At 74.4% G+C, this 21,828-nt stretch carries 27 protein-coding genes; 12 read left to right on the top strand and 15 right to left on the bottom strand.

Annotated features, from left to right (window positions below; translation table 11 throughout):
- Nucleotides 1-48: 48 nt before the first annotated feature.
- From AMOR_RS24800 to AMOR_RS24815, 4 genes are all read left to right on the top strand, one after another.
- Nucleotides 49-1,011, top strand: coding sequence for a tetratricopeptide repeat protein (locus AMOR_RS24800; protein ID WP_248355141.1), 963 nt, complete (start codon nucleotides 49-51; stop codon nucleotides 1,009-1,011).
- A complete protein-coding gene (dnaK, locus tag AMOR_RS24805) occupies nucleotides 1,008-2,882 on the top strand; it encodes a molecular chaperone DnaK (RefSeq protein WP_248355143.1) in 1,875 nt (624 codons plus the stop codon). The genes AMOR_RS24800 and dnaK overlap by 4 nt, the downstream gene beginning before the upstream one ends.
- A gap of 2 nt (nucleotides 2,883-2,884) precedes the next feature.
- The gene (locus tag AMOR_RS24810; protein WP_248355144.1) at nucleotides 2,885-3,718 is read left to right on the top strand and encodes a hypothetical protein; all 834 of its coding nucleotides are present in this window, start codon (nucleotides 2,885-2,887) and stop codon (nucleotides 3,716-3,718) included.
- 155 nt (nucleotides 3,719-3,873) lie between these two features.
- On the top strand, nucleotides 3,874-4,086 hold the full coding sequence (locus AMOR_RS24815; protein WP_248355146.1) for a DUF1059 domain-containing protein: 213 nt from the start codon (nucleotides 3,874-3,876) through the stop codon (nucleotides 4,084-4,086).
- Nucleotides 4,087-4,160: 74 nt separating this feature from the next.
- Here the strand turns inward: AMOR_RS24815 and AMOR_RS24820 are convergent, their stop codons facing one another.
- The 5 genes from AMOR_RS24820 to AMOR_RS24840 form a co-directional block, all read right to left on the bottom strand.
- A complete protein-coding gene (locus AMOR_RS24820) occupies nucleotides 4,161-4,637 on the bottom strand; it encodes an FAS1-like dehydratase domain-containing protein (RefSeq protein WP_248355148.1) in 477 nt (158 codons plus the stop codon).
- A gap of 2 nt (nucleotides 4,638-4,639) precedes the next feature.
- Nucleotides 4,640-5,047: a MaoC family dehydratase gene (locus AMOR_RS24825; RefSeq protein ID WP_248355150.1), complete on the bottom strand. Its 408-nt coding sequence runs from the start codon at nucleotides 5,045-5,047 to the stop codon at nucleotides 4,640-4,642.
- A gap of 85 nt (nucleotides 5,048-5,132) precedes the next feature.
- Nucleotides 5,133-6,278 (bottom strand): SDR family oxidoreductase, encoded by a 1,146-nt coding sequence (locus AMOR_RS24830; protein WP_248355151.1) that lies wholly within the window; start codon nucleotides 6,276-6,278, stop codon nucleotides 5,133-5,135.
- An 8-nt stretch (nucleotides 6,279-6,286) separates the two neighbouring features.
- Entirely contained in the window at nucleotides 6,287-6,922 is a 636-nt protein-coding gene (gene coaE / locus AMOR_RS24835; RefSeq protein WP_248355153.1) for a dephospho-CoA kinase, read from the bottom strand.
- 6 nt (nucleotides 6,923-6,928) lie between these two features.
- Complete coding sequence (locus AMOR_RS24840; protein ID WP_248355155.1) at nucleotides 6,929-7,465, bottom strand: hypothetical protein; 537 nt, start codon at nucleotides 7,463-7,465, stop codon at nucleotides 6,929-6,931.
- A 22-nt stretch (nucleotides 7,466-7,487) separates the two neighbouring features.
- On the opposite strand from AMOR_RS24840, the gene AMOR_RS24845 reads away from it, so the two are divergent.
- Nucleotides 7,488-8,015, top strand: a complete 528-nt coding sequence (locus AMOR_RS24845) for a cytochrome c family protein (protein WP_248355157.1) — start codon at nucleotides 7,488-7,490, stop codon at nucleotides 8,013-8,015.
- Between the two features lie 7 nt (nucleotides 8,016-8,022).
- Complete coding sequence (yihA, locus tag AMOR_RS24850; protein ID WP_248355159.1) at nucleotides 8,023-8,673, top strand: ribosome biogenesis GTP-binding protein YihA/YsxC; 651 nt, start codon at nucleotides 8,023-8,025, stop codon at nucleotides 8,671-8,673.
- On the opposite strand, the gene AMOR_RS24855 is transcribed toward yihA, so the two are convergent.
- From AMOR_RS24855 to greB, 5 genes are read right to left on the bottom strand one after another with little or no spacing between them, the layout of a single operon-like run.
- Nucleotides 8,670-8,969: a YtxH domain-containing protein gene (locus tag AMOR_RS24855; RefSeq protein WP_248355160.1), complete on the bottom strand. Its 300-nt coding sequence runs from the start codon at nucleotides 8,967-8,969 to the stop codon at nucleotides 8,670-8,672. The genes yihA and AMOR_RS24855 overlap by 4 nt on opposite strands.
- A gap of 52 nt (nucleotides 8,970-9,021) precedes the next feature.
- Complete coding sequence (locus tag AMOR_RS24860; RefSeq protein ID WP_248355162.1) at nucleotides 9,022-9,852, bottom strand: endonuclease/exonuclease/phosphatase family protein; 831 nt, start codon at nucleotides 9,850-9,852, stop codon at nucleotides 9,022-9,024.
- Nucleotides 9,849-11,522: a gluzincin family metallopeptidase gene (locus AMOR_RS24865; protein ID WP_248355163.1), complete on the bottom strand. Its 1,674-nt coding sequence runs from the start codon at nucleotides 11,520-11,522 to the stop codon at nucleotides 9,849-9,851. Before AMOR_RS24865 ends, AMOR_RS24860 begins: the two co-directional genes overlap by 4 nt.
- A 49-nt stretch (nucleotides 11,523-11,571) precedes the next feature.
- Nucleotides 11,572-12,078 carry a hypothetical protein gene (locus AMOR_RS24870; protein WP_248355165.1) on the bottom strand — a complete coding sequence of 169 codons (507 nt, stop codon included), beginning with the start codon at nucleotides 12,076-12,078 and terminating at the stop codon, nucleotides 11,572-11,574.
- The gene (gene greB / locus AMOR_RS24875; RefSeq protein ID WP_248355167.1) at nucleotides 12,075-12,554 is read right to left on the bottom strand and encodes a transcription elongation factor GreB; all 480 of its coding nucleotides are present in this window, start codon (nucleotides 12,552-12,554) and stop codon (nucleotides 12,075-12,077) included. The genes AMOR_RS24870 and greB overlap by 4 nt, the downstream gene beginning before the upstream one ends.
- Before the next feature lie 121 nt (nucleotides 12,555-12,675).
- On the opposite strand from greB, the gene metF reads away from it, so the two are divergent.
- Complete coding sequence (metF, locus tag AMOR_RS24880) at nucleotides 12,676-13,578, top strand: methylenetetrahydrofolate reductase [NAD(P)H] (RefSeq protein WP_248355168.1); 903 nt, start codon at nucleotides 12,676-12,678, stop codon at nucleotides 13,576-13,578.
- Nucleotides 13,579-13,591: 13 nt separating this feature from the next.
- Here metF and AMOR_RS24885 read toward each other — a convergent pair whose 3' ends face one another.
- Entirely contained in the window at nucleotides 13,592-13,999 is a 408-nt protein-coding gene (locus tag AMOR_RS24885) for a universal stress protein (protein WP_248355169.1), read from the bottom strand.
- 223 nt (nucleotides 14,000-14,222) lie between these two features.
- On the opposite strand from AMOR_RS24885, the gene AMOR_RS24890 reads away from it, so the two are divergent.
- From AMOR_RS24890 to AMOR_RS24905, 4 genes are all read left to right on the top strand, one after another.
- The gene (locus tag AMOR_RS24890; protein WP_248355170.1) at nucleotides 14,223-14,777 is read left to right on the top strand and encodes a hypothetical protein; all 555 of its coding nucleotides are present in this window, start codon (nucleotides 14,223-14,225) and stop codon (nucleotides 14,775-14,777) included.
- A 68-nt stretch (nucleotides 14,778-14,845) separates the two neighbouring features.
- The gene (locus tag AMOR_RS24895; RefSeq protein ID WP_248355171.1) at nucleotides 14,846-15,511 is read left to right on the top strand and encodes a DUF2845 domain-containing protein; all 666 of its coding nucleotides are present in this window, start codon (nucleotides 14,846-14,848) and stop codon (nucleotides 15,509-15,511) included.
- Between the two features lie 83 nt (nucleotides 15,512-15,594).
- Complete coding sequence (locus AMOR_RS24900) at nucleotides 15,595-16,083, top strand: hypothetical protein (protein WP_248355172.1); 489 nt, start codon at nucleotides 15,595-15,597, stop codon at nucleotides 16,081-16,083.
- Between the two features lie 94 nt (nucleotides 16,084-16,177).
- Complete coding sequence (locus AMOR_RS24905; protein ID WP_248355174.1) at nucleotides 16,178-16,573, top strand: low affinity iron permease family protein; 396 nt, start codon at nucleotides 16,178-16,180, stop codon at nucleotides 16,571-16,573.
- A gap of 30 nt (nucleotides 16,574-16,603) precedes the next feature.
- On the opposite strand, the gene AMOR_RS24910 is transcribed toward AMOR_RS24905, so the two are convergent.
- The 3 genes from AMOR_RS24910 to AMOR_RS24920 form a co-directional block, all read right to left on the bottom strand.
- The gene (locus AMOR_RS24910; protein WP_248355176.1) at nucleotides 16,604-17,611 is read right to left on the bottom strand and encodes an alpha-ketoacid dehydrogenase subunit beta; all 1,008 of its coding nucleotides are present in this window, start codon (nucleotides 17,609-17,611) and stop codon (nucleotides 16,604-16,606) included.
- Nucleotides 17,611-18,633 (bottom strand): thiamine pyrophosphate-dependent dehydrogenase E1 component subunit alpha, encoded by a 1,023-nt coding sequence (locus AMOR_RS24915; protein ID WP_248355178.1) that lies wholly within the window; start codon nucleotides 18,631-18,633, stop codon nucleotides 17,611-17,613. Before AMOR_RS24915 ends, AMOR_RS24910 begins: the two co-directional genes overlap by 1 nt.
- Before the next feature lie 387 nt (nucleotides 18,634-19,020).
- Complete coding sequence (locus AMOR_RS24920) at nucleotides 19,021-19,827, bottom strand: nuclear transport factor 2 family protein (protein ID WP_248355180.1); 807 nt, start codon at nucleotides 19,825-19,827, stop codon at nucleotides 19,021-19,023.
- A 244-nt stretch (nucleotides 19,828-20,071) separates the two neighbouring features.
- Between AMOR_RS24920 and AMOR_RS24925 the strand changes: the two genes are divergently transcribed.
- Nucleotides 20,072-20,851, top strand: a complete 780-nt coding sequence (locus AMOR_RS24925; RefSeq protein ID WP_248355182.1) for a DUF4412 domain-containing protein — start codon at nucleotides 20,072-20,074, stop codon at nucleotides 20,849-20,851.
- A 338-nt stretch (nucleotides 20,852-21,189) separates the two neighbouring features.
- Here the strand turns inward: AMOR_RS24925 and AMOR_RS24930 are convergent, their stop codons facing one another.
- Nucleotides 21,190-21,777 carry a hypothetical protein gene (locus tag AMOR_RS24930; RefSeq protein WP_248355183.1) on the bottom strand — a complete coding sequence of 196 codons (588 nt, stop codon included), beginning with the start codon at nucleotides 21,775-21,777 and terminating at the stop codon, nucleotides 21,190-21,192.
- Nucleotides 21,778-21,828 lie beyond the last annotated feature (51 nt).

Here is a 21,828-nt window from a genome sequence, read left to right on the forward strand (position 1 = left end):
ACCGGTCGCTAAGCTGGGTCGGACGCGGGCTTTTTCCGGGGGGGGCCGGTGACGGCGGATCGGTACAGGGGGTTCGTCTTCAACCCGGCGGACCTCGCCGAGGACGTCGAGGTCGACGTCGATCGCCGCAAGGCCATCCTGTTTGCCGAGGCCCGGCTCGCCCTGAGCCACTGGGAGGTCCTCGGGCTCCCGTGGAACGCGTCCCCGGAGGCCGCGAAGGCGGCACACCTCGACCTGGTGAAGATCTTCCACCCGGACCGGTACGCCGGGAAGCGGCTCGGGACGTACCGGGGCCGCCTCGAGCGCGTGTTCCGCCGCGTCACGGAGGCGCGCGACGTGCTCGTGGATCCCGCGCGGCGCGCGGCGTACGTCCGCGCGACGGCGCCGGCGGAGGCGCGGGCGCAGATCGAGGCGCGCAAGATCGAGGACGAGCGGCGGAGCGACGAGCGGCGCGCCCGGCTCGCGCGGCAGAACCCGCTCCTCGCCCGGGCGGCGCGGATCGCGGAGCTCGTGAAGCGCGGGAAGGAGTCGATGGCGCAGGGCCGGTTCTCGACGGCCGCGAACGATCTCCTCCTCGCCCAGGGGCTCGACGCGCAGAGCGCGGAGATCGCCGCCCTCGCCACCGAGGCGAAGCGCCGCGCCTCCCAGCAGCGGGCCAGCGAGCTGTTCGAGAAGGGCATCCAGGCGGACGCCATGGGGAGCCCCTCCGCCGCGCTCGCCGCGTACCGCGAGGCGCTCGAGGCGGACCCGCGTCACGTGCGGGCCGCCGCCGGCGGCGCGAGGGCGGCGCTCGCCCTCGGCGACGCGGCGTCCGCCCGGGAGCTGGCGGAGCAGGCGGTGCGGGCCGGGCCGGGCGTGGGCAGCGCGCACGAGGCGCTCGGGCTCGTGCTCGAGGCGACCGGCGACAAGAAGGAGGCGCGGAGGGCCCTCGAGCGGGCGGTGGAGCTCGACCCCAAGCTCGAGACCGCGCGCGAGCGCCTCAAGAAGCTGCGCTGGAGCTTCCTCGGATGAGCGATCTCGATCCCGTCATCGGCATCGACCTCGGCACCACCAACTCGGTGGTGGCCACGGTGCGCGACGGCCTCCCCCGGGTGGTGCCGGGCCGGGGCGGCCAGCTGCTCACCCCGTCGATCGTCGCGGTGGCGAAGAACGGCAAGCGGCTCGTCGGCGCGCTCGCGAAGCGGCAGGCGATCACCAACGCCGAGAACACGGTCTTCGCCGCGAAGCGGCTCATCGGCCGCCGCTGGGGCTCGAAGGAGGTCGAGGACGCGCGCGGCGTCCTGCCGTACGCGCTGCGTCCCGGGCCGGACGGGAACGACGTCCGGGTGGAGATCGGCGGACGGGCGCTGTCGATCCAGGAGATCTCCGCGCTGGTGCTCGCGGAGCTGAAGGCGGACGCGGAGGCCTGGTTCGGCAGGCCCGTCACGCGGGCGGTCGTCACCGTCCCGGCGTACTTCAACGACGGCCAGCGCCACGCGACCAAGGACGCGGGCCGGATCGCCGGTCTCGAGGTCCTCCGCATCATCAACGAGCCGACGAGCGCCGCGCTCGCCTACGGGTTCGGGAAGCAGATGGAGCGGAAGGTCGTCGTCTTCGACCTGGGCGGCGGCACGTTCGACGTCTCGATCCTCGACATCGGGAAGAGCGTCTACGACGTGGTGGCGGTCGGCGGCGACACCTACCTCGGCGGCGAGGACTTCGATCGCCGGGTGATGGACTGGCTCACGTTCACGTTCGCGAAGGAGAACGGGGGCATCGACCTGCGCCGGGACAAGATGGCGCTCCAGCGGCTCAAAGACGCCGCCGAGCGGGCCAAGATCGAGCTGTCCAGCACGCCCGCCACGTCCATCCACCTGCCGTTCCTGGTCGGCGGCGGGGACGGCAAGGGCGCGCTGCACCTCGACAAGCAGCTCACCCGCGAGAAGCTCGAGGAGCTCACGAAGGACCTCGTCGAGCGATGCATCGCCGTCACCGAGCGGACGCTCAGGGACGCGGGCGTGCGGCCGGCGCAGGTGGGGGAGGTCATCCTCGTCGGCGGCATGACGCGGATGCCGCGCGTGCAGAAGGCGGTGAAGGACTTCTTCGGCCGCGAGCCGTGCCGCGGCGTCCACCCGGAGGAGGTCGTCGCGCTCGGCGCCGCGATCCAGGCGCACGCGCTCACCGCGCCGCAGCCGTCCGGGAGCGAGGTGCTCCTCCTCGACGTCACGCCGCAGAACCTCGGCATCCTCGTGGTGGGCGGGTACTTCCAGACCGTCATCCCCAGGAACACGACGGTGCCGACGAGCCAGACGCACCTCTTCACCACGGTGCAGGACAACCAGACCTCGGTCCGCATCGCGGTGCTGCAGGGCGCGTCCGAGCGCGCCATCGACAACGAGCTGCTCGGCGAGTTCGTCCTCGACGGCATCCGCCCCGCGCGCCGGGGCGAGGTCGAGATCGAGGTCACGTTCGACATCAGCGCCGACGGGATCGTCGGCGTCGCCGCCCGCGACGTGGCCACCGGGCAGCAGCAGTCGATCACCGTCACGGCGACGTCCGGCCTCACCGAGGACGAGCTGCGCCGGATCCTCGACGAGCAGATCGACGACTTCCTCGAGAAGAAGCAGACCTCCCGCGAGTTCGAGGAGCGGCGCGACCGCGCCCTCGCCGTCGTGAAGGAGATCGAGTCGCTCGGCCCGGCGGTGCAGGACGCGCTGGAGCGCACGAGGTTCGGCAAGGACGCCGTGCAGAAGGCGGAGGGCGTCCTCGCCCGCGTTCGCCAGGCGATCGCGGCGCGGGACGCCGCCGCGATCGCCTCCGAGGAGGAGAGCCTCGACCGCACCCTCCAGCTCTTCCGCGGGCTCGCCTCCGCGCCGCGGCCGCCCGGGCCGGAGGGGAGGTGAGCATGCGCGACGTCGCCGAGCTCATCGACCGCGGGATCAAGGCCTACGTCGCCGGTCGCGTCGGGGAGGCGCTCCGCTCGTTCCAGGAGGTCCTCGAGGTGGACCCCGGGAACCCGCGGGCGCGCTCGTACCTCGTCCTCATCCACGGCGGGGGGCCGGGATCTCCCGGCGCGTCCGTCCCGCTCCCGGCGCCGCGCGCCGCGGCCGGGGCGATCCCGCTGCCGGCCCGGGCGGCCGGCGCCGTGCCGCTGCCGGCGCCGGCGGCCGCAGCGATCGAGCTCGACGTCCCGCTCGACGACTTCGCGCCGTCCCCCTGGGACGAGGGGCCGGCCGCCGGCGCGACGTTCGTGCTCGAGGCCGACGGCGGCCTCGACCTCGAGGCCGTCGCGGAGAAGTCCGACATCCGTCCGCTCGTGCCCGAGAAGCCCGGCGCGGCCGCGCGCGCGGTGCCGGCGCGGAGCGACGTCGAGGTCTGGATGCAGGCGGCCCGCGAGCTGTTCGCGCTCGGCGACTTCTCGGGATCCCTCGAGCTGATCGAGAAGATCCTGCAGGTGGATCCCGACCACGGCGAGGCGCGCGACTACCTCCGCCAGAACGAGGCGACGCTCATCTCGATGTACGAGTCGAAGCTCGGCCCCATGGGCGGCATCCCCCGGCTCGCCATCAAGCCGGAGGAGATCATGTGGCTGAACCTCGACCACCGCGCCGGCTTCCTGCTCGCGCAGATCGACGGCTCGGTGGACTACGAGGCGCTGTTCGCGCTCTCCGGGCTCCCGCGGCTCGACACCGCGCGGATCCTGGCGAACCTCATCGCCGACGGCGTGATCACGACCTGAGCCGGGCCGCCGCGCCGCTCCGTGCCCGCCCGCGCCCCGGACGGTCGCCCGCCGCCCGGGCCGCTCCCCGCTGCGCAGGGCCCCGCCACGGCGGTGCGATCCGGTGGCCGCGGTCGCCCCCGTCCGGTTAGGCCAGGGCGCGAGGAGGTGATGGGATGAAAGACTTCCACTGTCGTGATGCAGGGATGAAGTGCGACTTCGTGGCCCGCGGGAGCTCCGACCGGGAGATCCTCGACCAGGCCGGCCGTCACGCCCAGCAGGCGCACAACCTGCCGATGACGAAGGACCTGGAGGGCCGCGTGCTCGGGCTCATCCACGACGAGGACAGCGACGCCCACCGCCAGTCGATGGGGTCGATGATCCCGTAGGGACGGAACGAGAGAGACGGACGCCCCGCGCCGCGGTCCGCCGCGGGCGGGGCGTCGTCGCATCCGGCCGCGCGTCAGTTCCGGATGATCGCGGTCCAGACGCCGCGCACCACGATGGCGCCGTGCTGATTGCGGGTCTCGGTGGTCACCTCGAGGAACTCCAGCGGTCCGCGCTCCTGGATCCGGGTGATCTCGCCGGTGGTCTGGAGGACGTCGCCCGGGCGGACGGGGTCCCCGAACTCGAACGCCTGCTCGCCGTGGACGAGCCGGAGGACGTTCACCTCGAGGGCGGGGTCGGAGCAGGCCGTCGCGAAGGGCTGGATCGCGAACGCCGTCGCGAACGTCGGGGGCGCGACGATCCCGCCGTGCGGCGAGGCGGCCGCGGCGGCCTCGTCGAAGGTCCAGGGGTGGTAGCTCGCGGGGTCCGCGGAGAAGACGCGGCCGGGGACGCCACCGCCGGTCGCCGCGACGAAGTCCTTCACGTGCTCGAGGCCCACGGCGAAGCGGTACGGCCCGTAGCGGCGGCCCAGGTGCTTGCGATCGATCGCCACGGTCACCCCTCCGCCACGTGGCCCTCGGCCACCGCGCCCTTCAGCACTTCCTCTCCCCGCTGGTTCGTCGCGGAGACCTCCACCTTCACCCGCGGACCCTCGACCTCGAGGCAGCGGCCGCGGAAGGTGAGGACGTCGCCCACCTGGACCGGCTTGGTGAAGCGCGCGCGGATGCGCCGGAGCCGCCCGGGATCGTCGAGGTACGCGACGCACGCGTCGGAGAGCCAGGAGAACGTGCACATCCCCTGGAGGATCACGCCGGAGTAGCCGGCGGCGCGGCCGACCTGCGCGTCGATGTGGATCGGGTTGAAGTCGCCGGACGCGGCCGCGTAGTAGATGGGCCGGTAGGGATCGACCTCGCGGACGGACTCGAAGGTGTCGCCCGGGGTGAAGTCCTGGAGCCGTTTCATGTGTTGTACGTAGCACAACACCGGCGCGCGGGCAGGGGCCCGGCGAGGACGTCGGCGTCGGGGGCGCGCAGCACGACGCGCGGCGTCACGCGCCGCCCGGGCGCGGGTCGAGCGGGTCGTCGGCGTCGCCGGCGAGCTGCGCCAGCTCGGCCTCGCGCCGCTTCGCGAAGGTCCCCTGGACGAACTCGATGAGCCGGTCCAGGTAGCTCGTGATGGGCGGGCAGTGGATGCCCGTGCCGTCGAGCAGCTCGAGGAGGTTGCGGCAGTTGTAGATCGCGAGGTGGTTCACGTACTCGATGGCGGGGCCGTGGACCCTCGAGAGCCGCTCCAGGAGCGGGAGCTGCAGGAGCGCCTGGAACGCGCGCGCCGGCACGGACACCGCGGGCAGCTTCTTGCCGGCGTGGGCGGCGATCATCTCGTACACGCGGCGCGCGGAGAGCGGCGAGGGATCGACGACGTGGACGGTGCGCCCCGCGCCCGCGGGGTTCGCCGCGATCGAGACCACCGCGTCCACGACGAAGTTGACCGGCACCACGTTCAGCGGCGCGAGGGCGTCGCCCGGCAGCGGGAGCGGGACCGCGAGGGGCGAGGCGACGAGCAGGATCGCGAGGGCGTAGGGCCCCTCGAACCGGTCGATCTCGCCGGTCCGCGAGTCGCCGACGACGATGCTCGGGCGGTAGATCGTCGCGGGCAGGTCCGCCTGCGCCCGCCGGACGAGGAGCTCGGCCTGGTACTTCGTCTCCTCGTAGCGGTTGTGGAACCGCTGCCCCATCGCGAGCTCGTCCTCGAGGATCACGCCGACCCGGTCCCCGGAGACGTACGCCGTCGAGAAGTGGTTCAGGCGCGAGAGGCTGCGGGCGGCGGCCGCGAGCTCGACGACGTTCCGCGTCCCCTCGACGTTCACGCTCCGCAGCTCCGCGAGCGTCGCGCCGAGGCCGGTCCGGCCCGCGAGGTGCCACACGTCCGTGACGTCGCGGGCGAGCGCCTTCCACTCGCGGCCTGCGAGCCCCAGGTGCATCTGCTCGACGTCGCCCTCGACGATCTCGGCGTGCTCGGCGCCGAGCGCGCCGAGGTCCTCCGCGGCGGCGGAGGCGTTCTTCTGCTGCACGAGGAGGAACAGCCGGCCGCCGTCGCGCGCCGCGTCCTCGACGAGGCGCCGCACGAGGCGCTTCCCGATGAACCCGGGATAGCCGGTGACGAAGTGCACCCGCCCGTTCGCGCTCGCCCCCATCGTCGGGGTCAATAGCGCACGGGGGCCGCGTTGGGAAGCCTGCGTCCGCGGCCCGCTCGGAGGTCCGCGACGAGACGATCCGCCTTTCCGGCCAGCGCCTCGGGAGCGCCGGTGTTCTCGACCACGAAATCGGCCCGGGCCGCCTTCTCGTCGAGGGGAAGCTGGGCGGCGAGCCGCGCGTCCGCGTCCTCGGGCGCGAGGCCGTCGCGCCGGACCAGCCGCTCGCGCTGGACCTCCCGCGGCGCGAACACCACGACCACCGAGTCGAGCGCCGTGTCGAGGCCGACCTCGAACAGGAGCGGCGCGTCGTAGAACACGAGCTCGTGGCCCTCGGCGGCGAGCCGGAGCGTCTCCGCGACCATCGCCTGGCGGATGGCGGGGTGGGTGATGGCCTCGAGCCGGCGGCGGGCCTCCGGGTCGGCGAACACGCGCGCGGCGAGACGCCGCCGGTCGAGCGTGCCGTCCGGCGCGAGCACGGCGGGCCCGAACTCGGCCGCGATCCGGGCGAGGGCGGGCGAACCCGCCGTCACGACCTCCCGCGCGAGCGCGTCGGCGTCGACCACGGGCAGGCCCCGCGCGCGGAGGAGGGCCGCGAAAGTGCTCTTCCCCGAGGCGATCCCGCCGGTCAGGCCGACGACGCGCATGGCCGATCACCGCGCGGCGGGCTGGGGCGTGGTCCGGTCGGCGGGGTCGGCCGCCGCGGCGGGAGCGGCGGCGGCGGCATGGCCCGGCTCGGCGGCGGCGGTCTTCCTCGGCCGCGTGCCGGCCGTGTACGACAAGGCCGCGACGTGGCCCTCCTTCGCGAAGTACACGGTCACGCCCTGCTGCGGGTAGATCCACACCTTCTGGAACGTGTCCTCGACGAAGGTCTTCTGCGGCGGCTTCCCGTAGGTGCCCTCGATGGTCTCCGCGTCGAGCGGCTCGGTGATGAAGACGGTGATCTCCTGCACCGTCCCGTCGCCGTCGACGTGGAACTGGGCCTGCTTCGTCCCCTCGAGGGCCTGCTCGCCGGCGTACGCGAGCACGACGCGGGCACCCCGCTTCGCCTTCGTGCTCGGCTCCCCGAACTTCTCGACCACGTCCGCCTGCGTGGACTGCCCCGGGGTGATGCCCTTCCACGGCCGGGCGAGGCCGCGGACGGGCGCGAGCGCGAGGACGGTCACCAAAGCGAGCGTTCGAAGGCGCATGGCGCATTATACTCCGGGCCCCGTGAGCCGATCCCTCGTCCGAGCCCTGGCCGTCGCCGCCGTCCTCGCCTCCGCTGCCGCGCGCGCCGCGGGCGACAAGGTGGGTCCGGAGACCTGCCGCGCCTGCCACCCGTCGGCGTTCGACGCCTGGCACGCGTCGCCGCACGCGCGCGCGCTCGAGAGCCTGCCCGAGCGGAGCCGCAAGGATCCGCGGTGCCTGTCCTGCCACGCGCCGGACCTGGACGACGGCCTCTCCGGCGTGTCGTGCGAGAGCTGCCACGGCCCGGGGCGCATGTACGCCGCGCGGTACGTGATGCGGGACCCGGAGCTCTCGCGCGCGGTGGGGCTCGCGGACCCCGGCGAGAAGCGCTGCCTCGCCTGCCACACCGATTCGACCCCGAGCCTCGAGAAGTTCGACTACGCTCGGAAGCTCCCGCTCATCGCCCACGGCCGGGAGCCCGCGGCGGAGCCGCCACGGCCGGCGCACCGCCAGGGCGAAGCGAAGCCGCCTCCCGTCCCCGCACGGCCCGCGCACCCCGCCGGCCGATAGGAGCCCCGTGGCCATCCAGGTCGTCTCCGCAGAGTTCCACAAGACCGCGACGCGCCCCGACGAGTGGCCGCGCGGCCCGGTCCCCGAGGTCGCGTTCGTCGGCCGTTCGAACGTGGGGAAGTCGTCGATGCTGAACGCCCTCACGCGGCGGAAGGGGCTCGCGCGCGTCTCGGCGACTCCGGGTCGCACGCGCGCGCTGCAGTTCTTCGACGTGTCGTTCCGGCCGACGCCCGCCGCGCGGCCGCGGCCGCTCCGGCTCTGCGATCTGCCCGGCTACGGGTACGCGAAGGTCTCGAAGGCCGAGCGCGACCGCTGGGCGGCGATGATCGAGGACTACCTGCGCGAGCGCGACGTGCTCCGCGCGGTCGTGCTCATCGTCGACGCGCGCCACCCGCCGACGGAGGGCGACGAGGACGCCGCGGCGTTCCTCCAGTCGGCCGGGCGCCGCCTCGTCGTGGCCGCGACCAAGATGGACAAGCTGCCGAAGGCCCGGCGGGCCGCCGCGCTCCAGGCCGTCGAGCGATCGCTCGGCCTCGGGCGCGGCGAGGCGGTGCCGTTCTCGGCCATCGAGGGGACCGGCTCCGACGCGCTCTGGGCGCGGCTCGCGGCCCTCGCGGCAGAGGAGGCGCCCGCCGCGCCCGATCGCGACGCCTCCTAGTGCCCGACGGTCGACGTGGACGGCATCGCGGTCTCCGCCCCCATCGCCTGGTAGTCCGGGCCCGTCGAGCGGCCCGCGGCCCGCGTCCGCCACGCCTCCGTCATCATCGCCCGCATGTCCTCGCCGCGCTTCGGCGCGAACAGGAGGCCGAGGCCAGCGCCCACGAGGACGCCGATGGAGAACAGGCCGAGGCCCGTGAAGAAGTCGCTCGTCGGCGTGTGCGTCTCGAGCCCGACGCGCTTCAAGAGGTCGTCGCGATCCACCATCGCCTTCATCGCCTTCCAGCTCATCGCCATGTGATGTTCCCTCCGCCCGGTCGCGATCTCGCGCCAGCCGTTACGCTGCGCATCAGCCGGGGCGCGATCGAGACCCCGGCGGGCGGGCCGGTGCTGCGCCCACCGTCGTGGACACGCCCGGCGCCTCGAGCGGCCGCGGAGCGGGCGGGCGCCGCGCGGCGGGCGTGAGCTCCACCTCCACGACGAGCGGCAGGTGGTCGGACGCCCGGCGGGCGAGCGGCGTCCGGACGACGTCGCACCCGACGACGCGGAGCGCGCCGCCGACGTAGGCGTGGTCGAGGCGCAGCAGGGGAAAGCGCGCGGGGAAGGTGGGCGCCTCGTCGCCGGCGGCGAGCGCGCAGTCCGTGAGCTCGCGCCGGAGCCAGCGCGGGACCGCGGAGCGGTTCGAGAGCGAGTTGAAGTCGCCGACGAGCACGACCGGGTGCGCGAGCGCCGCGTCGCGCAGGATGTCCGCGGACAGGAGCGCCGCGACCTGCCGGCGCCGCTCCCGCCAGTGGAGGCCGAGGTGCGCGGCGAAGACGTGGAGGAGCGCGTCCGGGAGCTCCACGTCGGCCCGCAGGCAGCCGCGCGGCTCGCGACCGGGGACGGACAGGTCGTAGGTGCGGGTCGCGACGATCGGGTGGCGCGACAGGATCGCGTTCCCGTACGCGAAGCCGCGCGCGTGCTCCATCGTCCGGCCGAAGGCGCCCTCGAGCCCGGTGAGCCGCGCGAGCGTCGCCGCGGCCGTCTCGGGGCCGGCGCCCGCGGCCGGCGCGCCGACCTCCTGGAGGCCCGCCACGTCGGGCCCGACCTCCTGGATGACGCGCGCGATCCGCTCCGCGTCGACGCGGCCGTCGGCGCCGCGGAGCCCGTGCACGTTCCAGCTCATCACGCGGAGGCTCATGGCGACGGGGCCTCGCGGTCGGCGTCCTCCCCGTCGACGGCGCGCAGGGGCAGCACCGCGCGCCCGCGGTAGGCGCGCTCGAAGAAGCGGTGCAGCTCGGACGGGCGGACGACGCGCTCGAAGGGGAACCGGCACGCGGCCGGGTGGACGACGAAGCTCTGCAGCTCCTCGGGCGCGACGCCCCCGTGCGAGCCGAACTCCCAGGCGTACGCGACGACCTCGCGCCCCGGGCCGCGCCACCCGAGCACGACGAGGTCCCCCGACTCGCGCACCGAGACCAGATCGGCGAGGTACGTCGCGAGGAGCGGCGGGTCCGGGTGCGGCAGCCGGGCCACGTCCAGCGGATCGGCGAGATCGAGCACCGCCCCGCGGACGAGGGCGAACCCGCGGCGGCCGCCGCGCGCGGCGACGATCCCGATCGCGGGGTTCGCGGCGAGCGCGGCGAGCACGCGCCAGTACCGCGCGCGGACGGCGTCGAGCGGCAGCGGCCCGTCCTCGCTGAGGAAGTACACGTGGGCGAGGTCGCCGGCCTCGGCCGTCGCGACGCCCCCGCCGCCCTCGCCGCCGAGCGCCCTCCCGCCGAGGAGGCCGCGGTTCGGCGACGCGCGGTGGGCGCTCCGCGGCACCTGCTCCCCGCGGGCGGCCCGGGCGACGAACTCGGGGAGGGGCATCCCGGCGAGCGCCTCGAACGGCCGCGTCGGGACGTGGCCGTGGTCCGACAGGACGTACACGTCGTACGCGAGCTCCGGGACGGCGTCCGCTGCGGAGAAGATCGCGGCGAGGGCGGCGTCCGCCGCCGCCAGGTTCCGGAGCGCGCCGCGCGAGTCCGGTCCGCGCCGGTGCGCGTGCTCGTCGAACGAGAGGAAGTCCGCGTAGATCGCCGGGATGCCGCGGGAGACGTCGAGCAGGATCCCCTGCAGCGCCAGCTCCCGCAGCAGCGCCGCGAGCAGGAGCCGGTGCACGAGGAAGCGCGGCTCGTGCTTCAGGCGCCCGAGCGCCGCCGCCCAGCGCACCCCGTCGACGATCGCGGCGCCGGCCTCCCCGGCGAAGCGCAGCGCCGCGCGCGCGAGGGTGACGCCGTGCGTGACGGCGGACGCGACCACGTCCAGGGTGCCGAGCCGGTCGCCGAGCCAGGCGAGCTCCGGGTCCCCGTCGCCCGCGAGCCCCGACAGGCAGAAGCGGGGACGGGCGGCGCCGCCCGAGAAGATCGAGAAGTAGGTGGTGCCGCCGCGGAACAGGCCCGGCGAGCGACGCGCCAGCCGCTCCTCCATCGCCGCCGCGTCGGCGGTGCGGTCCATCCGGATCTCGCGGCCGGTCCGCCGGTCGAACCAGACGAACCCCGGGACGCTCGGGGACACGCCGTAGAAGAGGCCGGCCTGGAACGCCGGCGTCGACGCCGGCGCCCCGCTGCGGCAGGAGGAGAGCACGTGCCCTCCGGCCGCGAGCCGGGCGGCGAGCGCCGGCATGAGGCCGTCCGCGAGCGCGCGCTCGAGGCGGGCCCGGGAGACGCCGTCGAGCTGGATGACGATCAGGCGGCGGCCGCGCGCCGGGGCCTGGGCGAACCGCCCCTGGCGCGCGAGCGGGCGGAGCACGCCGCGCATCGCGAGCGCGGCGGCATCTGCGAGACGGGCGGCCCGGCGGGCGCGCCGCGTGCGGTGCGCGCGGTCCACGCGCACAAGGTTGGGGCGTGTGTCCTGGAGGGGGAGTGCAGCCCGCCTGCTATCCGCGCCGGCGCGCCTCGAGCTCGTTGAGGATGGCCTCGAGCCGCCGCTCCTCGCGCGACACGTCGAACCCCGCCGCCCGCGCGCCATCGACGACCGCGAGGCAGAACAGGAACGTCGAGACGTGCAGCCGCTCGGGCTTCTCGCCGGGGTGCTCGAGGAGGAAGTGCGTGAGCCGACCCTCGGCGCCCTGGAGGTCGCGCAGGCACACGGCCCGCGGCAGGCCGTCGAGCGGTCCGGTCCCCGCGGTGACGGGCGGAAAGGCGATCCCCTGGTCCGCGAGCGCGACCTCGATGCCGTCCTCGCGCGCGAGCGCGAGGTAGGGCCGGCCCGTGTCCTGATCGCGGCGCTCCTCGATGCCGGACACGCGGCCGAGATCGAGGGGCAGCGTCTTCCCCGAGGCGACGTCGAGGAGGCGCTCGCCGTCGAACAGGATCGAGCCCGGGTGCTCGCGCGCGAAGCGCTCGATCCGGGCGCGGAGCGCGGCGCGGTCGGCGACGCTCACGGCGCCTCCCAGGTGATCTCGACGATGGTGAGCTCGACCGCTCCGGCGGGCCTCTGCACGGTCACCGTGTCCCCCTCGCGCTTCCCGAGGAGCGCGCGGCCGAGCGGCGCGTCCACGCTGATGAGCCCCTTCTCCACGTCGAACTCGTCCGGGCCGACGAGGCGGTACGTGCGCGCGTCGCCCTCGTCGACCTCGACCGTCACCCACGCGCCGAAGAAGGCGCGGCCCGCCGGGTGAGGCTTCGGATCCACGACCGTGAGCGCGTCCATCCGCTCCGAGAGAAAGCGCAGGCGACGGTCGAGCTCGCGCAGCTTCCGCTTCCCGTAGATGTACTCGGCGTTCTCGCTCCGGTCGCCCAGGGCCGCGGCGGCCTCGACCTCCGCCACGATCCGGGGGCGCTCCACCGTCCAGATCCGCGCGTGCTCCGCGGCGATCCGGCGGAAGCCCTCGGGGGTGATGTAGCGGTGTGTCGCCATGCGCCGTAGTGATTCACCCGGCCCTGCCGCCGTGTCAACCGCGCGCCCTCCGGGGCGCGGCGCGCCGGGACCGCCGCGGGAACTGGCGCGCGGGGGCGGGGAGGGGATAGTCTCGGCCGTCGTGCGGATCATCGATCTCCTGCGCTTCGCCCGCGAGCGGGGCGAGCCCATCTTCTCGTTCGAGTTCTTCCCGCCCAAGACGGAGGACGGCGAGCGCGCGCTGTTCGAGACCGTGGAGGCGCTGCGCCCGCTCGGGCCGGCCTACGTGTCGGTGACCTACGGCGCCGGCGGCTCCACCCGGGCCAAGACGGTCGAGCTCGTGAAGCGGCTGAAGCGCGAGAGCGAGGTCGAGGCGATGGCCCACGTGACCTGCGTGGGGGCGTCCCGGGACGACATCGCGTCCGTGCTCGACGAGGTCGCCGCGGCCGGCGTGCAGAACGTCCTCGCCCTCCGCGGGGATCCGCCGCGCGGCCAGCCCGGGTTCGTGCCGCACCCGGACGGCTTCCGGTACGCGAGCGAGCTCGTCGCGTTCATCCGGTCCGAGCCCAAGCGCTGGCGCTTCTGCGTCGGCGCCGCCGCCTACCCGGAGGGTCACCCCGAGACCCGTGACCTCGGCCAGGACGTGCGTAACCTGAAGGTGAAGGTCGACGCCGGCGCGGACTTCCTCGTCACCCAGCTCTTCTTCGACAACGTCCACTACTTCCGCTTCGTCGACCGCGCCCGGGCGGCCGGCATCGGCGTCCCGATCCTGCCCGGCCTCATGCCGTTCACGAACGTGGAGCAGGTCGAGCGGTTCACGGCGATGTGCGGCGCCGCCATCCCGCCCGCGCTCCGGGCCGCGATGGAGGTGCGCCGGAACGATCCGGACGCCGCCCGGGAGCTGGGCGTCGCGTACGCGACGATCCAGTCCGCCGATCTCGTCCGGCGCGGCGCGCCCGGCGTGCACTTCTACACGCTGAACCGCTCGACCTCGACGCGCGCCATCGTGGCCGCGCTCCGCGCGAGCGAGCCGTGGCGGTTCTGAGGCGCCCGGGGCGCTAGCGGGGCAGCCCGCCCCACTCGGCGTGCACGACCATCACCGGGCAGCGCGCCTGGCGAACCGTGCTCTCCGCGACCGAGCCGACGAGCGCGTGCGCGCGACCGGTCCGGCCGTGCGTCCCCATGACGACGAGGTCGAACCCTCGCGCGTTCGCGTAATCCGCGATCGCGGTCTGGGGGTCTCCCGTCGTCTCCTCCGCGGCGACGCGCGCGGCGCCGGTGGTCTCGGCCTCGCGCTTCCAGCGCGCCAGCTCGCCGTTCCCGGCGGCACCGCCCTCGTCCACGTGGACGAGCGTGAGCTCCGCGCCGAAGCGCCGTGAGAGATCCGCGGCGACGCGGAGAGCGGCGCGCGACTCCTCGGACAGGTCGACGGGGCAGCAGATCTTCTTCCAGGGGATGTCGGTCACGCGCGTTCCTCTCGTGCGCCGTCCGGGCGGGCGGTGGGCCGGTCGCCCGCCGTCGTCGAGCCCGCAGCGCCTCCCTCGAACATGGCGGCCGGTGCGGTCGGCGCAACGCCGACCGGAGCGGCGCGCCCGGATTTCCGCCTCCGGCCCCCCGCCCGGTCCGCCGGAGCCGTGTCGCGCCCGGAAGGACCGCGCCGGCGCGCGGTGGTCCCGATATCCGGGGACCATGCGTCTCGGCGCCGCTCTCCTCGCCGCCGGCGCGCTCGCCTGCGCGCACGCCGGCGGCACCCCTGCGCGCGATCCGCGGCCGCCGGCGCCCCCCGGGGTCGCCGCCCTGCCGCCCGGCGTCTCGGCGGTGCGGGACCTCGCGGGCGACTGGACCGCGACCTCCCGCGAGCCGTCGACGGGGAAGACTTTCACGTTCCGTTACCGCCTCGCCCCGGTGCTCGGCGGCGCGTGGCTCGCCGGCGAGGCGAACGCGCCCGACCTCGGCCTCGAGGTGCGCGACCTCTGGGGGCGCGATCCGGAGACGGGCCGGATCCTCCGCGTCGTGTTCGACAACCAGGGGACCTGGGCGACGCTCTTCTCGAGCGGCTGGCGCGGCGACCAGCTCGTCCTCGAGGGCGTCGCGCGCGCGGGCGGGCGAGCCACGCCGGTCCGGGAGACGATCACGCGCGACGGGCCGGACGCCCTCGTCGCGACGTGGGAATCCGACACGGGCGACGGGTGGAAGACGTACTCCGTGGAGCGGCTCGTCCGGGCGTCGTCCGCGCCCCGCTGACGCGGGCCGAAGTTCGCCGTCCGTGCTAGCGTGAGGACGCGCGTCCGTGTGGACGCGCAGGAGGAATCATGCTCGCCCGCACTCGCACGCTCGTCCTGGCCGGCTCCATCGTCGCGCTGTGCGCCATCCTGGGGCCGCAGCGTGCCGTCGCGTCCGAGTCCTCTCTCTCGTGCGACGGCGGAATCGTCGCGGTCGGCGACACCAGGGTCGACCTGCTCGGGAAGTGCGGTGAGCCGGCGCTCCGCGAGGCGCGCCCGGCGTCCACGTCGGCCATCGTGGTCTCGGGGCAGCCGCCCGCGGTCACCGGAGCCTCGGTCTCGGCGATCGTCGAGCAGTGGACCTACAACTTCGGCCCGGGTCGCTTCCTCATGACGGTCACGCTCGAGGCCGGCAAGGTCATGCTGATCGAGCGAGGTGGGTACGGGTACGAGCCCGCGCGCGTGGGGACCACGCGCACCGCGCCGGGCTTCTGTGACACGTCGCGGGTCCGGCCCGGCGACCTGAAGCTCGACGTGCTCGCCCGGTGCGGCGAGCCCACCACGAAGGACACGCGCCGCGAGAAGCGGCCGGTGCCGATCGACGGGCCCTCGGGCGGGACCGCCACCGCGTTCGTCACGGTCGAGGTGGAGGTCTGGACCTACGACGCGGGGCCGCAGCGGTTCATCTCGATCGTGACGCTCGAGAACGGGAAGGTCGCGGCGGTGGACCGGGGCGGGTACGGATACCGCCGCTGACGGCCTGCGCCTTCCGAGCGGGCGTCCCTCCGCCAAGCCGGGCGTTGAACCGCCATCCGCCGATGCACTAGTGTGCCTCGGACGTGACCGGCTGGCTCCCCATCCTGGCCCTGCTCGCGGTCGCGCCGCCGGCGGGCGGCGAACCGGCGGACGCGGTCCCCGCGCCTCCGGCGGACCTGCGGCTCGCGATCCGGCCTGCGCTGTCCGACGTCGCTCCGGCCGCCCTGGATGCGTCGTTCCTGCGGTCCCCGGAGCGCTCCGTGCCCCCGCCGTGTCTCGCGGACGTCTGCCAGCCGCGCGTGGCGGTGCCCGGGTTCGACCTTCGGGCGCCGGTGACCGACAAGCGCGCCGAGCCGGCCCTGAGGCTGCTCGACCGCGCACGCCTCGAGCCGCTCGCGCCGCTCGCGACGGCGGGGTGGCTGCTGGCCGGGACCGGCATCCACCTCGACTACACGCCGCCGCAGCTCGCGAACCCGGTCGACGCCGCCCGCGGCGGGTGGGGGCACGTCGAGCTGCTGCTGCGGTGGCGGATCGACGCCTGGAACGCGCCCGTCTCGCCCATCGGGCGGTGAGCGCTCGCCCGGCCGCGCGTCGGCCGGGCGGGCCGGCGGGCGAAGGCGCCGGCATCCCACGCGGCGATCGCTCCCCGGTGCTTAAGATCCCGAGGTGAAGGATCGTTTCCAGCGCTTCGCCTACGCGGTCTCCGACGTGACGGGGACGCCGCACGCGTTCCTCCTGGCGCTGATGGTCGTGGTCGTCTGGGGCGTCTCCGGGCCGCTGTTCCGGTTCAGCGACAGCTGGCAGCTCGTCATCAACACCGGGACGACCGTCGTCACGTTCCTCATGGTCTTCCTCATCCAGGCGACGCAGACCCGGGAGACGCGGGCGCTGCACCTGAAGCTCGACGAGCTCGTCCGCGCCCAGCGGCGCGCCAGGAACACGTTCGCGGACCTGGAGCACGCGACGGACGACGAGCTCGAGGAGCTCGAGGCGGAGTTCCGGAAGATCCGAGCCCGCGCCTCGGCGCGCCAGAACGCGATCGACGAAGCCCGCCGGCACTGAGGCGCGCGCCGCGTCCGGCCGCCCCGACCGTCAGGCCACGAGCCGCCGCGCCGCCGCCACGATGCGGGCCACGCCCGGGAGCGCCGCGTCCTCGAGCGGTCGCGCGTAGGGCAGGGTGTCCTCGACGCAGACGCGGCCGAACCGCGGCGCGAGGCCGGCCTCGAGCGCCACGGCGGCGAGCTCTCCGGACAGCCCGGCCTCGCGGTAGTCCTCGTCGACGACGAGGAGGCGCCCCGTGCGCGCGACGGACGCGGCGACCGCGGCCCGATCCAGGGGCCGCGTGGTCCGCAGATCCAGGACCTCGCAGGCGAGGCCGTCCTTCGCGAGGACGTCGGCGGCGGCCAGCGCGCGGTGCACGCCCACGGCGAGCGAGACGATGGTGAGATCGCCGCCGGTGCGGCGGATCGCGGCGCGGCCGATGGGGATCGCGATGCCCGGGTCGACCTCGCCCTCGGCGCCGTCCGCCGGGACGTCGAACGTCACCGTGTCGCGACCGCCGCGGCCCAGGTACTCGAGCCAGGACTCGGAGAGCAGCTTGTGCTCGAGGAAGAAGACCGGCCCGTCGTGGCGGATCGCCGCCGTGAGGAGCCCCGCGGCGTCGGCCGGTGTGGACGGGACCACGACCGTGAGGCCGGGGATGCCGGACAGGAGGCCCCAGAGCGCCTGCTCGTGCTGGCCGCCGTCCCCGTAGCCGCCGCCGCAGGTCGCGCGGACCACGAGCGGGCAGGTCCAGCCGCCGCCGGAGAAGGCCTCGATCTTCGCCATCTGGTTCAGCACGGCGTCGAGGCAGGATCCGAGGAAGTCGACGAGCATCAGCTCCACGACGGGCCGGAGCCCTGCCATCGCGGCGCCGACCGCGGCGCCGACGAACGCCGCCTCGCTGATCGGCGCCGCGAGGACGCGCTCCGCGCCGAACCGGGCGTAGAGCGGCGCGCGGAGCAGGTGGACGTCCTCCCCGATCACCACCACGCGCGGGTCGCGCGCCATCTCCGCCGCGACCGCCGCGTCGATCGCCTCCCCGAACCTCAGGCGGGCCATCACGCCCCTCCCGCCGCCGACACCGCCTCGCGGATCTCGGCGAGCGCCCGCGCCTCGGCGTCCGCCGCCGCTTCCGCCGGCAGCCGTCGCCGGGCCCGCTCGACGGGATCGTCCCGGCCGTCGCGGCGCTCGGCGCGCGCGCGCCGGAGCAGGTCCATGAGGTGCAGCACGCTCGCGACCCGGGCGCCGGCTCCGGCGCCGCCGCGGTGGAGCGCGCCCGCGACGACGTTGGACAGGACCGCCCGGCCCTCTCCGGCCGGCGCGCGCGCGGTCCGCACCAGCGCGTCGCCCGCGAAGTGTCCCTCCAGCCGGGTGACGCGCGCGAGCAGGAACGTCGGGCCCTTCCCGTGCCGCGCCCGCTCGAGCGCGTCGCCCGCGGCGCGCTCCACCGCCTCGACGTCGCCGCCGTCGACGTCGGCGACGGGGAGCCCGAACGCCGCCGCCCGCGCCCGCAGCTCGCCGCCGGTGACCGCGGCGGACCGCGTCGTGATGGCCCACCCGTTGTCCTTGCAGACGAGGACGAGCGGCAGCGCCCACGCCGCGGCGAGGTTCAGCGTCTCGAGCACCATGCCCTGGTTCATCGCGCCGTCGCCGAACGTCGCGACCGCCACGGACCCGCTCCGCAGCGTCCGCGCGGCGAGGGCGAACCCCGCGCCGAGCGGGGCGGCGGCGCCGACGATGCCCGAGGCGGCCGCGAGGTGCGCCCGCGACATGAGGTGCATGTGGCCCGCGCGACCGCCGCAGAGGCCGTCGGGACGTCCGAGCAGCTCCTTCAGCACGGCCACGAGGTCGACGCCGATGACCGTGAGGAACGGCGTCCCGCGGTGGTCCAGGGCCAGCGCGTCCCCGGGGCGGAGGTGCCCCGCGACTCCCGCCGCGACCGCCTCCTCGCCGAGCCCGAGGTGCAGCTCGCCCGAGATGCGCCCCTCGCGCCAGAGGGCGGCGAGGGCGTCCTCGAACGCGCGGGCCCGGCACAGCTGCAGGAACAGCGGGAGAAGCTCCGTCCTCGTGGACGCGCGCACGCCGGATCGCTTACCGGTGTGGCCGGAGCGGACGAGGCCTGCGTGGGGTGGACCGTCGGGCGAGGCGCGCCCCCGGCGTGCGCCGGGGTCACCGCGCTGGAAGGCTCAAGGTTTCGGCAGGACGAGGAGCAGGAAGGCGACGAGCGCGATCCCGCCGAGCACGGCGTAGGTCACGAACAGCACGAGGTCACGGAGCGGTCGTGTTCTCGGCTCGTCCACGGACGGGAAGCGTAGCCGCGTTCAGCCGCCGGTGCGAATTCCAGCGTGTACCCAGGCCGAGCGACGCGGCGGCTCCTGTCCGGATGCACTCATCCAGGATCCGCCGTCGCCGCCGGGTCCTCCTCCCGGTCGCGCCGGCAAGCTGCCGGGCGTCGCGCTGGTTCGAGCCTACTTCTTCTCCGGAGGAGCGCCCGGGGATGGAGCGGACGGGGCGGGGGGCGCCGTTTCGGTCGAGCCGGCCCCAGTCGAGGACCCGGTGCCGGTCGCCGCGCCCGTCTCCGTCGACGGGCCGGTGCCGGAGGGCTTTCCCGTCTCCGCCGAGGAGCCGGTCCCGGAGGGCGTCCCCGTCTCCGTCGAGGCGCCGGTGCCCGCGGCCGCCCCCGTCTCGGTCGAGGAGCCGGTGCTGCTCGCGCCGGTGCCCGTGGGCGACGCGCCGCCGGTCGAGGCAGCGGACGCGGGGCCCATCATGTCTCCCCAGCCGCCCTCGATCATCGACTTGATCCGCCACTTCCCGTCGACCCGGACCAGCTGCAGCGCGTCGCGAGCGGAGACCTTCTGCTTGCCCATCGTCGTCGACCACTGGTTCGTGACGATCGCGAGCGAATCGGAGAGCAAGGTGATGGTCGGCTTGTTCGTGACCGCCGGCATGGGCTGCTTGTAGACGGGCCCCATCTGCTCGACCCACTTCTCCTTCGTCCAGGAGTCTGCCATCGCCTGGCCCTTGGAGTCGTCGGTGACCATGAGCACCGGGAAGTCCAGGAGCGCCGCGGCCGCGTCGATGTCGCCCTTCTTCCCGGCGGCTTCGAGCTGCTTCAAGACCGCCTGGATCTCCTTGCGGTCCTTCTGCTCGTTCGTCACCTTCGGTGGCTTCCAACGCGCCATCGGGTTCTCGGCGGACGCCTGCGGCTTGTCGGCCTGCGCGAACGCCGGGCCGGTCATCGCGAGCACGAGTGCTGCGAACGCTAGCTTCTTCATGGCCATCTCCTCCCTTTCTCCCCGCGCTCCTAGCCCGCGTGGTGCGGTGCAACAACACGCCTTCGGGGCCACGAGCGAAGGGTTGGCAGGTCACCCCTCGGGCCCGCGCGAGAAAGGGCGTACCCGCTGCAGCCCGTCCGGGACGTTCGCTTGATCCGGGTCGCTGCCGCGGCCCTGGCCCGCCGATAAAGGCCGGGCAGCTTCGGCCGCCCGGAGCGGTCGGGCGCACGGAGGGGAGGATCCGATGAGAGGCGCAGTGGTGGCGGTGGTCGCAGCGCTCGCGCTCCCGGGCGTCGCGCGTGCGGAGTTCGAGGGTGTGCTCGAGTCGAGGATCACGGTCGGCGCGGCTCAGGCGACCGGCACGGTCCGGACGTGGATCTCGAGCGCCGGGATCCGCAGCGAGACGGAGGTGTCGTCCGCGCGCGCCGAGCAGGCGGGGGTCCCGAAGCAGCAGCGGACGATCATCCTGAAGATGGCCGAGCCGAATCGGAGCTACATGCTCGACGACGCGCGGAGGACGTACTACGTCCACGACGCCGAGCCGGGCGCGTCGCAGGACGACGAGAAGTACACGGTCCGGCGGCTGGGCAAGGCCACCGTCGCGGGCCACCCGTGCGAGAGCGTCGCGGTCTCGACCGAGTCCGGGCGCGAGTCCGAGGTGTGCGTCGCGGAGGACCTCATCGTCAGCGAGGCGTGGTTCCGCGCGTTCCAGGAGCGGGAGAGCGGAGGGCGCCACGGGCTCTTCAAGGCGCTCGCCGACGCAGGCGTCAAGGGACTGCCGATCCGCTGGGTGTCCAGGACGAAGGACGGCACCGACGCGTTCAGGATGGAGCTCGTCTCGGCGAAGCGCGAGAAGGTCCCCGCCTCGAAGTTCGAGATCCCCGCCGGCTACACGAAGGCGGAGACGGCCCCCGGGATGAGCCCAGAGATGGCGAAGAGGATGGAGGAGGCGATGAAGAACATGTCGCCCGAGCAGCGGAAGCAGATGGAGGAGGCGATGAAGCGGATGAAGGGAGGGAAGTAGCGCGCCGCCGGAGGTGATCCGGGCGCTCGGGGATGGCAGCGCGGTGGCAGCGGGCGGAGGGAAAACCGCCCGGCACGACGCGTAGTCGTGGTGACCCCACGGGGATTCGAACCCCGCGAACGGGCAACAGCTAACAGGGCGCCGGCGCACGCCAGTTCGCTCGAAAGCCCCGCGCCCCAGCGGTTCCATGACGAGCCCGGAGTTCTACGCGAGTCCACAGCCGTCCACCCTTCTCGACCCGGCGCGGGGAGACGTGGGGAGACGAAAGCGGGGGGCCTGCATCTGCCCTCGGAGTCACCCGCTCAAGGGCCGATCTCGTTCTTCAGCGCGTCCGGCGTTCACCGGGCCCATTGCATCAGGTGAAGGGTGACGCTCCCAACCCCGACAATGGTTAGAAGGACGCCGCCGATCAGCTGCCAACGCCGGCTCCACGCGTAGGAAACGCCGAGGAGCAGACAAACGCCTGCGACGATGGCGCCCAGCCCACCGGTGGCCCTCCCCAGCAGCAACCCTGGCACGATGAGCGCGGCCCGCAGGTCCGCGGCGCTCCAGGACCGCTGACGCGATGCGGACGACTCGGCTCGCTGGATTGCGACGCCCAGATCCTCGGGCGTCGCGGGCCATGTGACGTAGGCGTCGGGGCCGTTCCGGTGGAGCATCGCCCCCCGGAGCACGCCTTCGCGCCGTCGCTCTCCCACCGCGACCATCGGGCGCAAGGGATGTCGTCCCTTGGCGACCCTCCAGAGCAGCGGGTCGGAGACGCTGGTCGCCACGACCACGTCGACGCCTTCTGCCTGGGGCGTCCCATGGAAGACCGACATCGGGCCAGCCGTGACAACCTCCGAGTCGAAACCAGCAGCCTGGACGGCATTCTGGACCTTCTCAGCGAGATCAATTCGACCGATGACGCGGACAGGGAGCGGCATGAACGGATAGTACTGGACCGACGATTGCGCGTTGACGCGTTTGCGCTCGCC

Source organism: Anaeromyxobacter oryzae (assembly GCF_023169945.1).
Lineage (GTDB): Bacteria > Myxococcota > Myxococcia > Myxococcales > Anaeromyxobacteraceae > Anaeromyxobacter > Anaeromyxobacter oryzae.

Bases quoted from the DNA above. Each gene is read 5' to 3' on its own strand.
- dnaK (WP_248355143.1), top strand. From the start codon at position 1,008: ATGAGCGATCTCGATCCCGTCATCGGCATCGACCTCGGCACCACCAAC.
- AMOR_RS24810 (WP_248355144.1), top strand. From the start codon at position 2,885: ATGCGCGACGTCGCCGAGCTCATCGACCGCGGGATCAAGGCCTACGTC.
- AMOR_RS24815 (WP_248355146.1), top strand. From the start codon at position 3,874: ATGAAAGACTTCCACTGTCGTGATGCAGGGATGAAGTGCGACTTCGTG.
- AMOR_RS24825 (WP_248355150.1), bottom strand. From the start codon at position 5,047: ATGAAACGGCTCCAGGACTTCACCCCGGGCGACACCTTCGAGTCCGTC.
- AMOR_RS24830 (WP_248355151.1), bottom strand. From the start codon at position 6,278: ATGGGGGCGAGCGCGAACGGGCGGGTGCACTTCGTCACCGGCTATCCC.
- coaE (WP_248355153.1), bottom strand. From the start codon at position 6,922: ATGCGCGTCGTCGGCCTGACCGGCGGGATCGCCTCGGGGAAGAGCACT.
- AMOR_RS24840 (WP_248355155.1), bottom strand. From the start codon at position 7,465: ATGCGCCTTCGAACGCTCGCTTTGGTGACCGTCCTCGCGCTCGCGCCC.
- AMOR_RS24855 (WP_248355160.1), bottom strand. From the start codon at position 8,969: ATGGCGATGAGCTGGAAGGCGATGAAGGCGATGGTGGATCGCGACGAC.
- AMOR_RS24860 (WP_248355162.1), bottom strand. From the start codon at position 9,852: ATGAGCCTCCGCGTGATGAGCTGGAACGTGCACGGGCTCCGCGGCGCC.
- greB (WP_248355167.1), bottom strand. From the start codon at position 12,554: ATGGCGACACACCGCTACATCACCCCCGAGGGCTTCCGCCGGATCGCC.
- AMOR_RS24890 (WP_248355170.1), top strand. From the start codon at position 14,223: ATGCGTCTCGGCGCCGCTCTCCTCGCCGCCGGCGCGCTCGCCTGCGCG.
- AMOR_RS24895 (WP_248355171.1), top strand. From the start codon at position 14,846: ATGCTCGCCCGCACTCGCACGCTCGTCCTGGCCGGCTCCATCGTCGCG.
- AMOR_RS24910 (WP_248355176.1), bottom strand. From the start codon at position 17,611: ATGGCCCGCCTGAGGTTCGGGGAGGCGATCGACGCGGCGGTCGCGGCG.
- AMOR_RS24920 (WP_248355180.1), bottom strand. From the start codon at position 19,827: ATGAAGAAGCTAGCGTTCGCAGCACTCGTGCTCGCGATGACCGGCCCG.
- AMOR_RS24925 (WP_248355182.1), top strand. From the start codon at position 20,072: ATGAGAGGCGCAGTGGTGGCGGTGGTCGCAGCGCTCGCGCTCCCGGGC.
- AMOR_RS24930 (WP_248355183.1), bottom strand. From the start codon at position 21,777: ATGCCGCTCCCTGTCCGCGTCATCGGTCGAATTGATCTCGCTGAGAAG.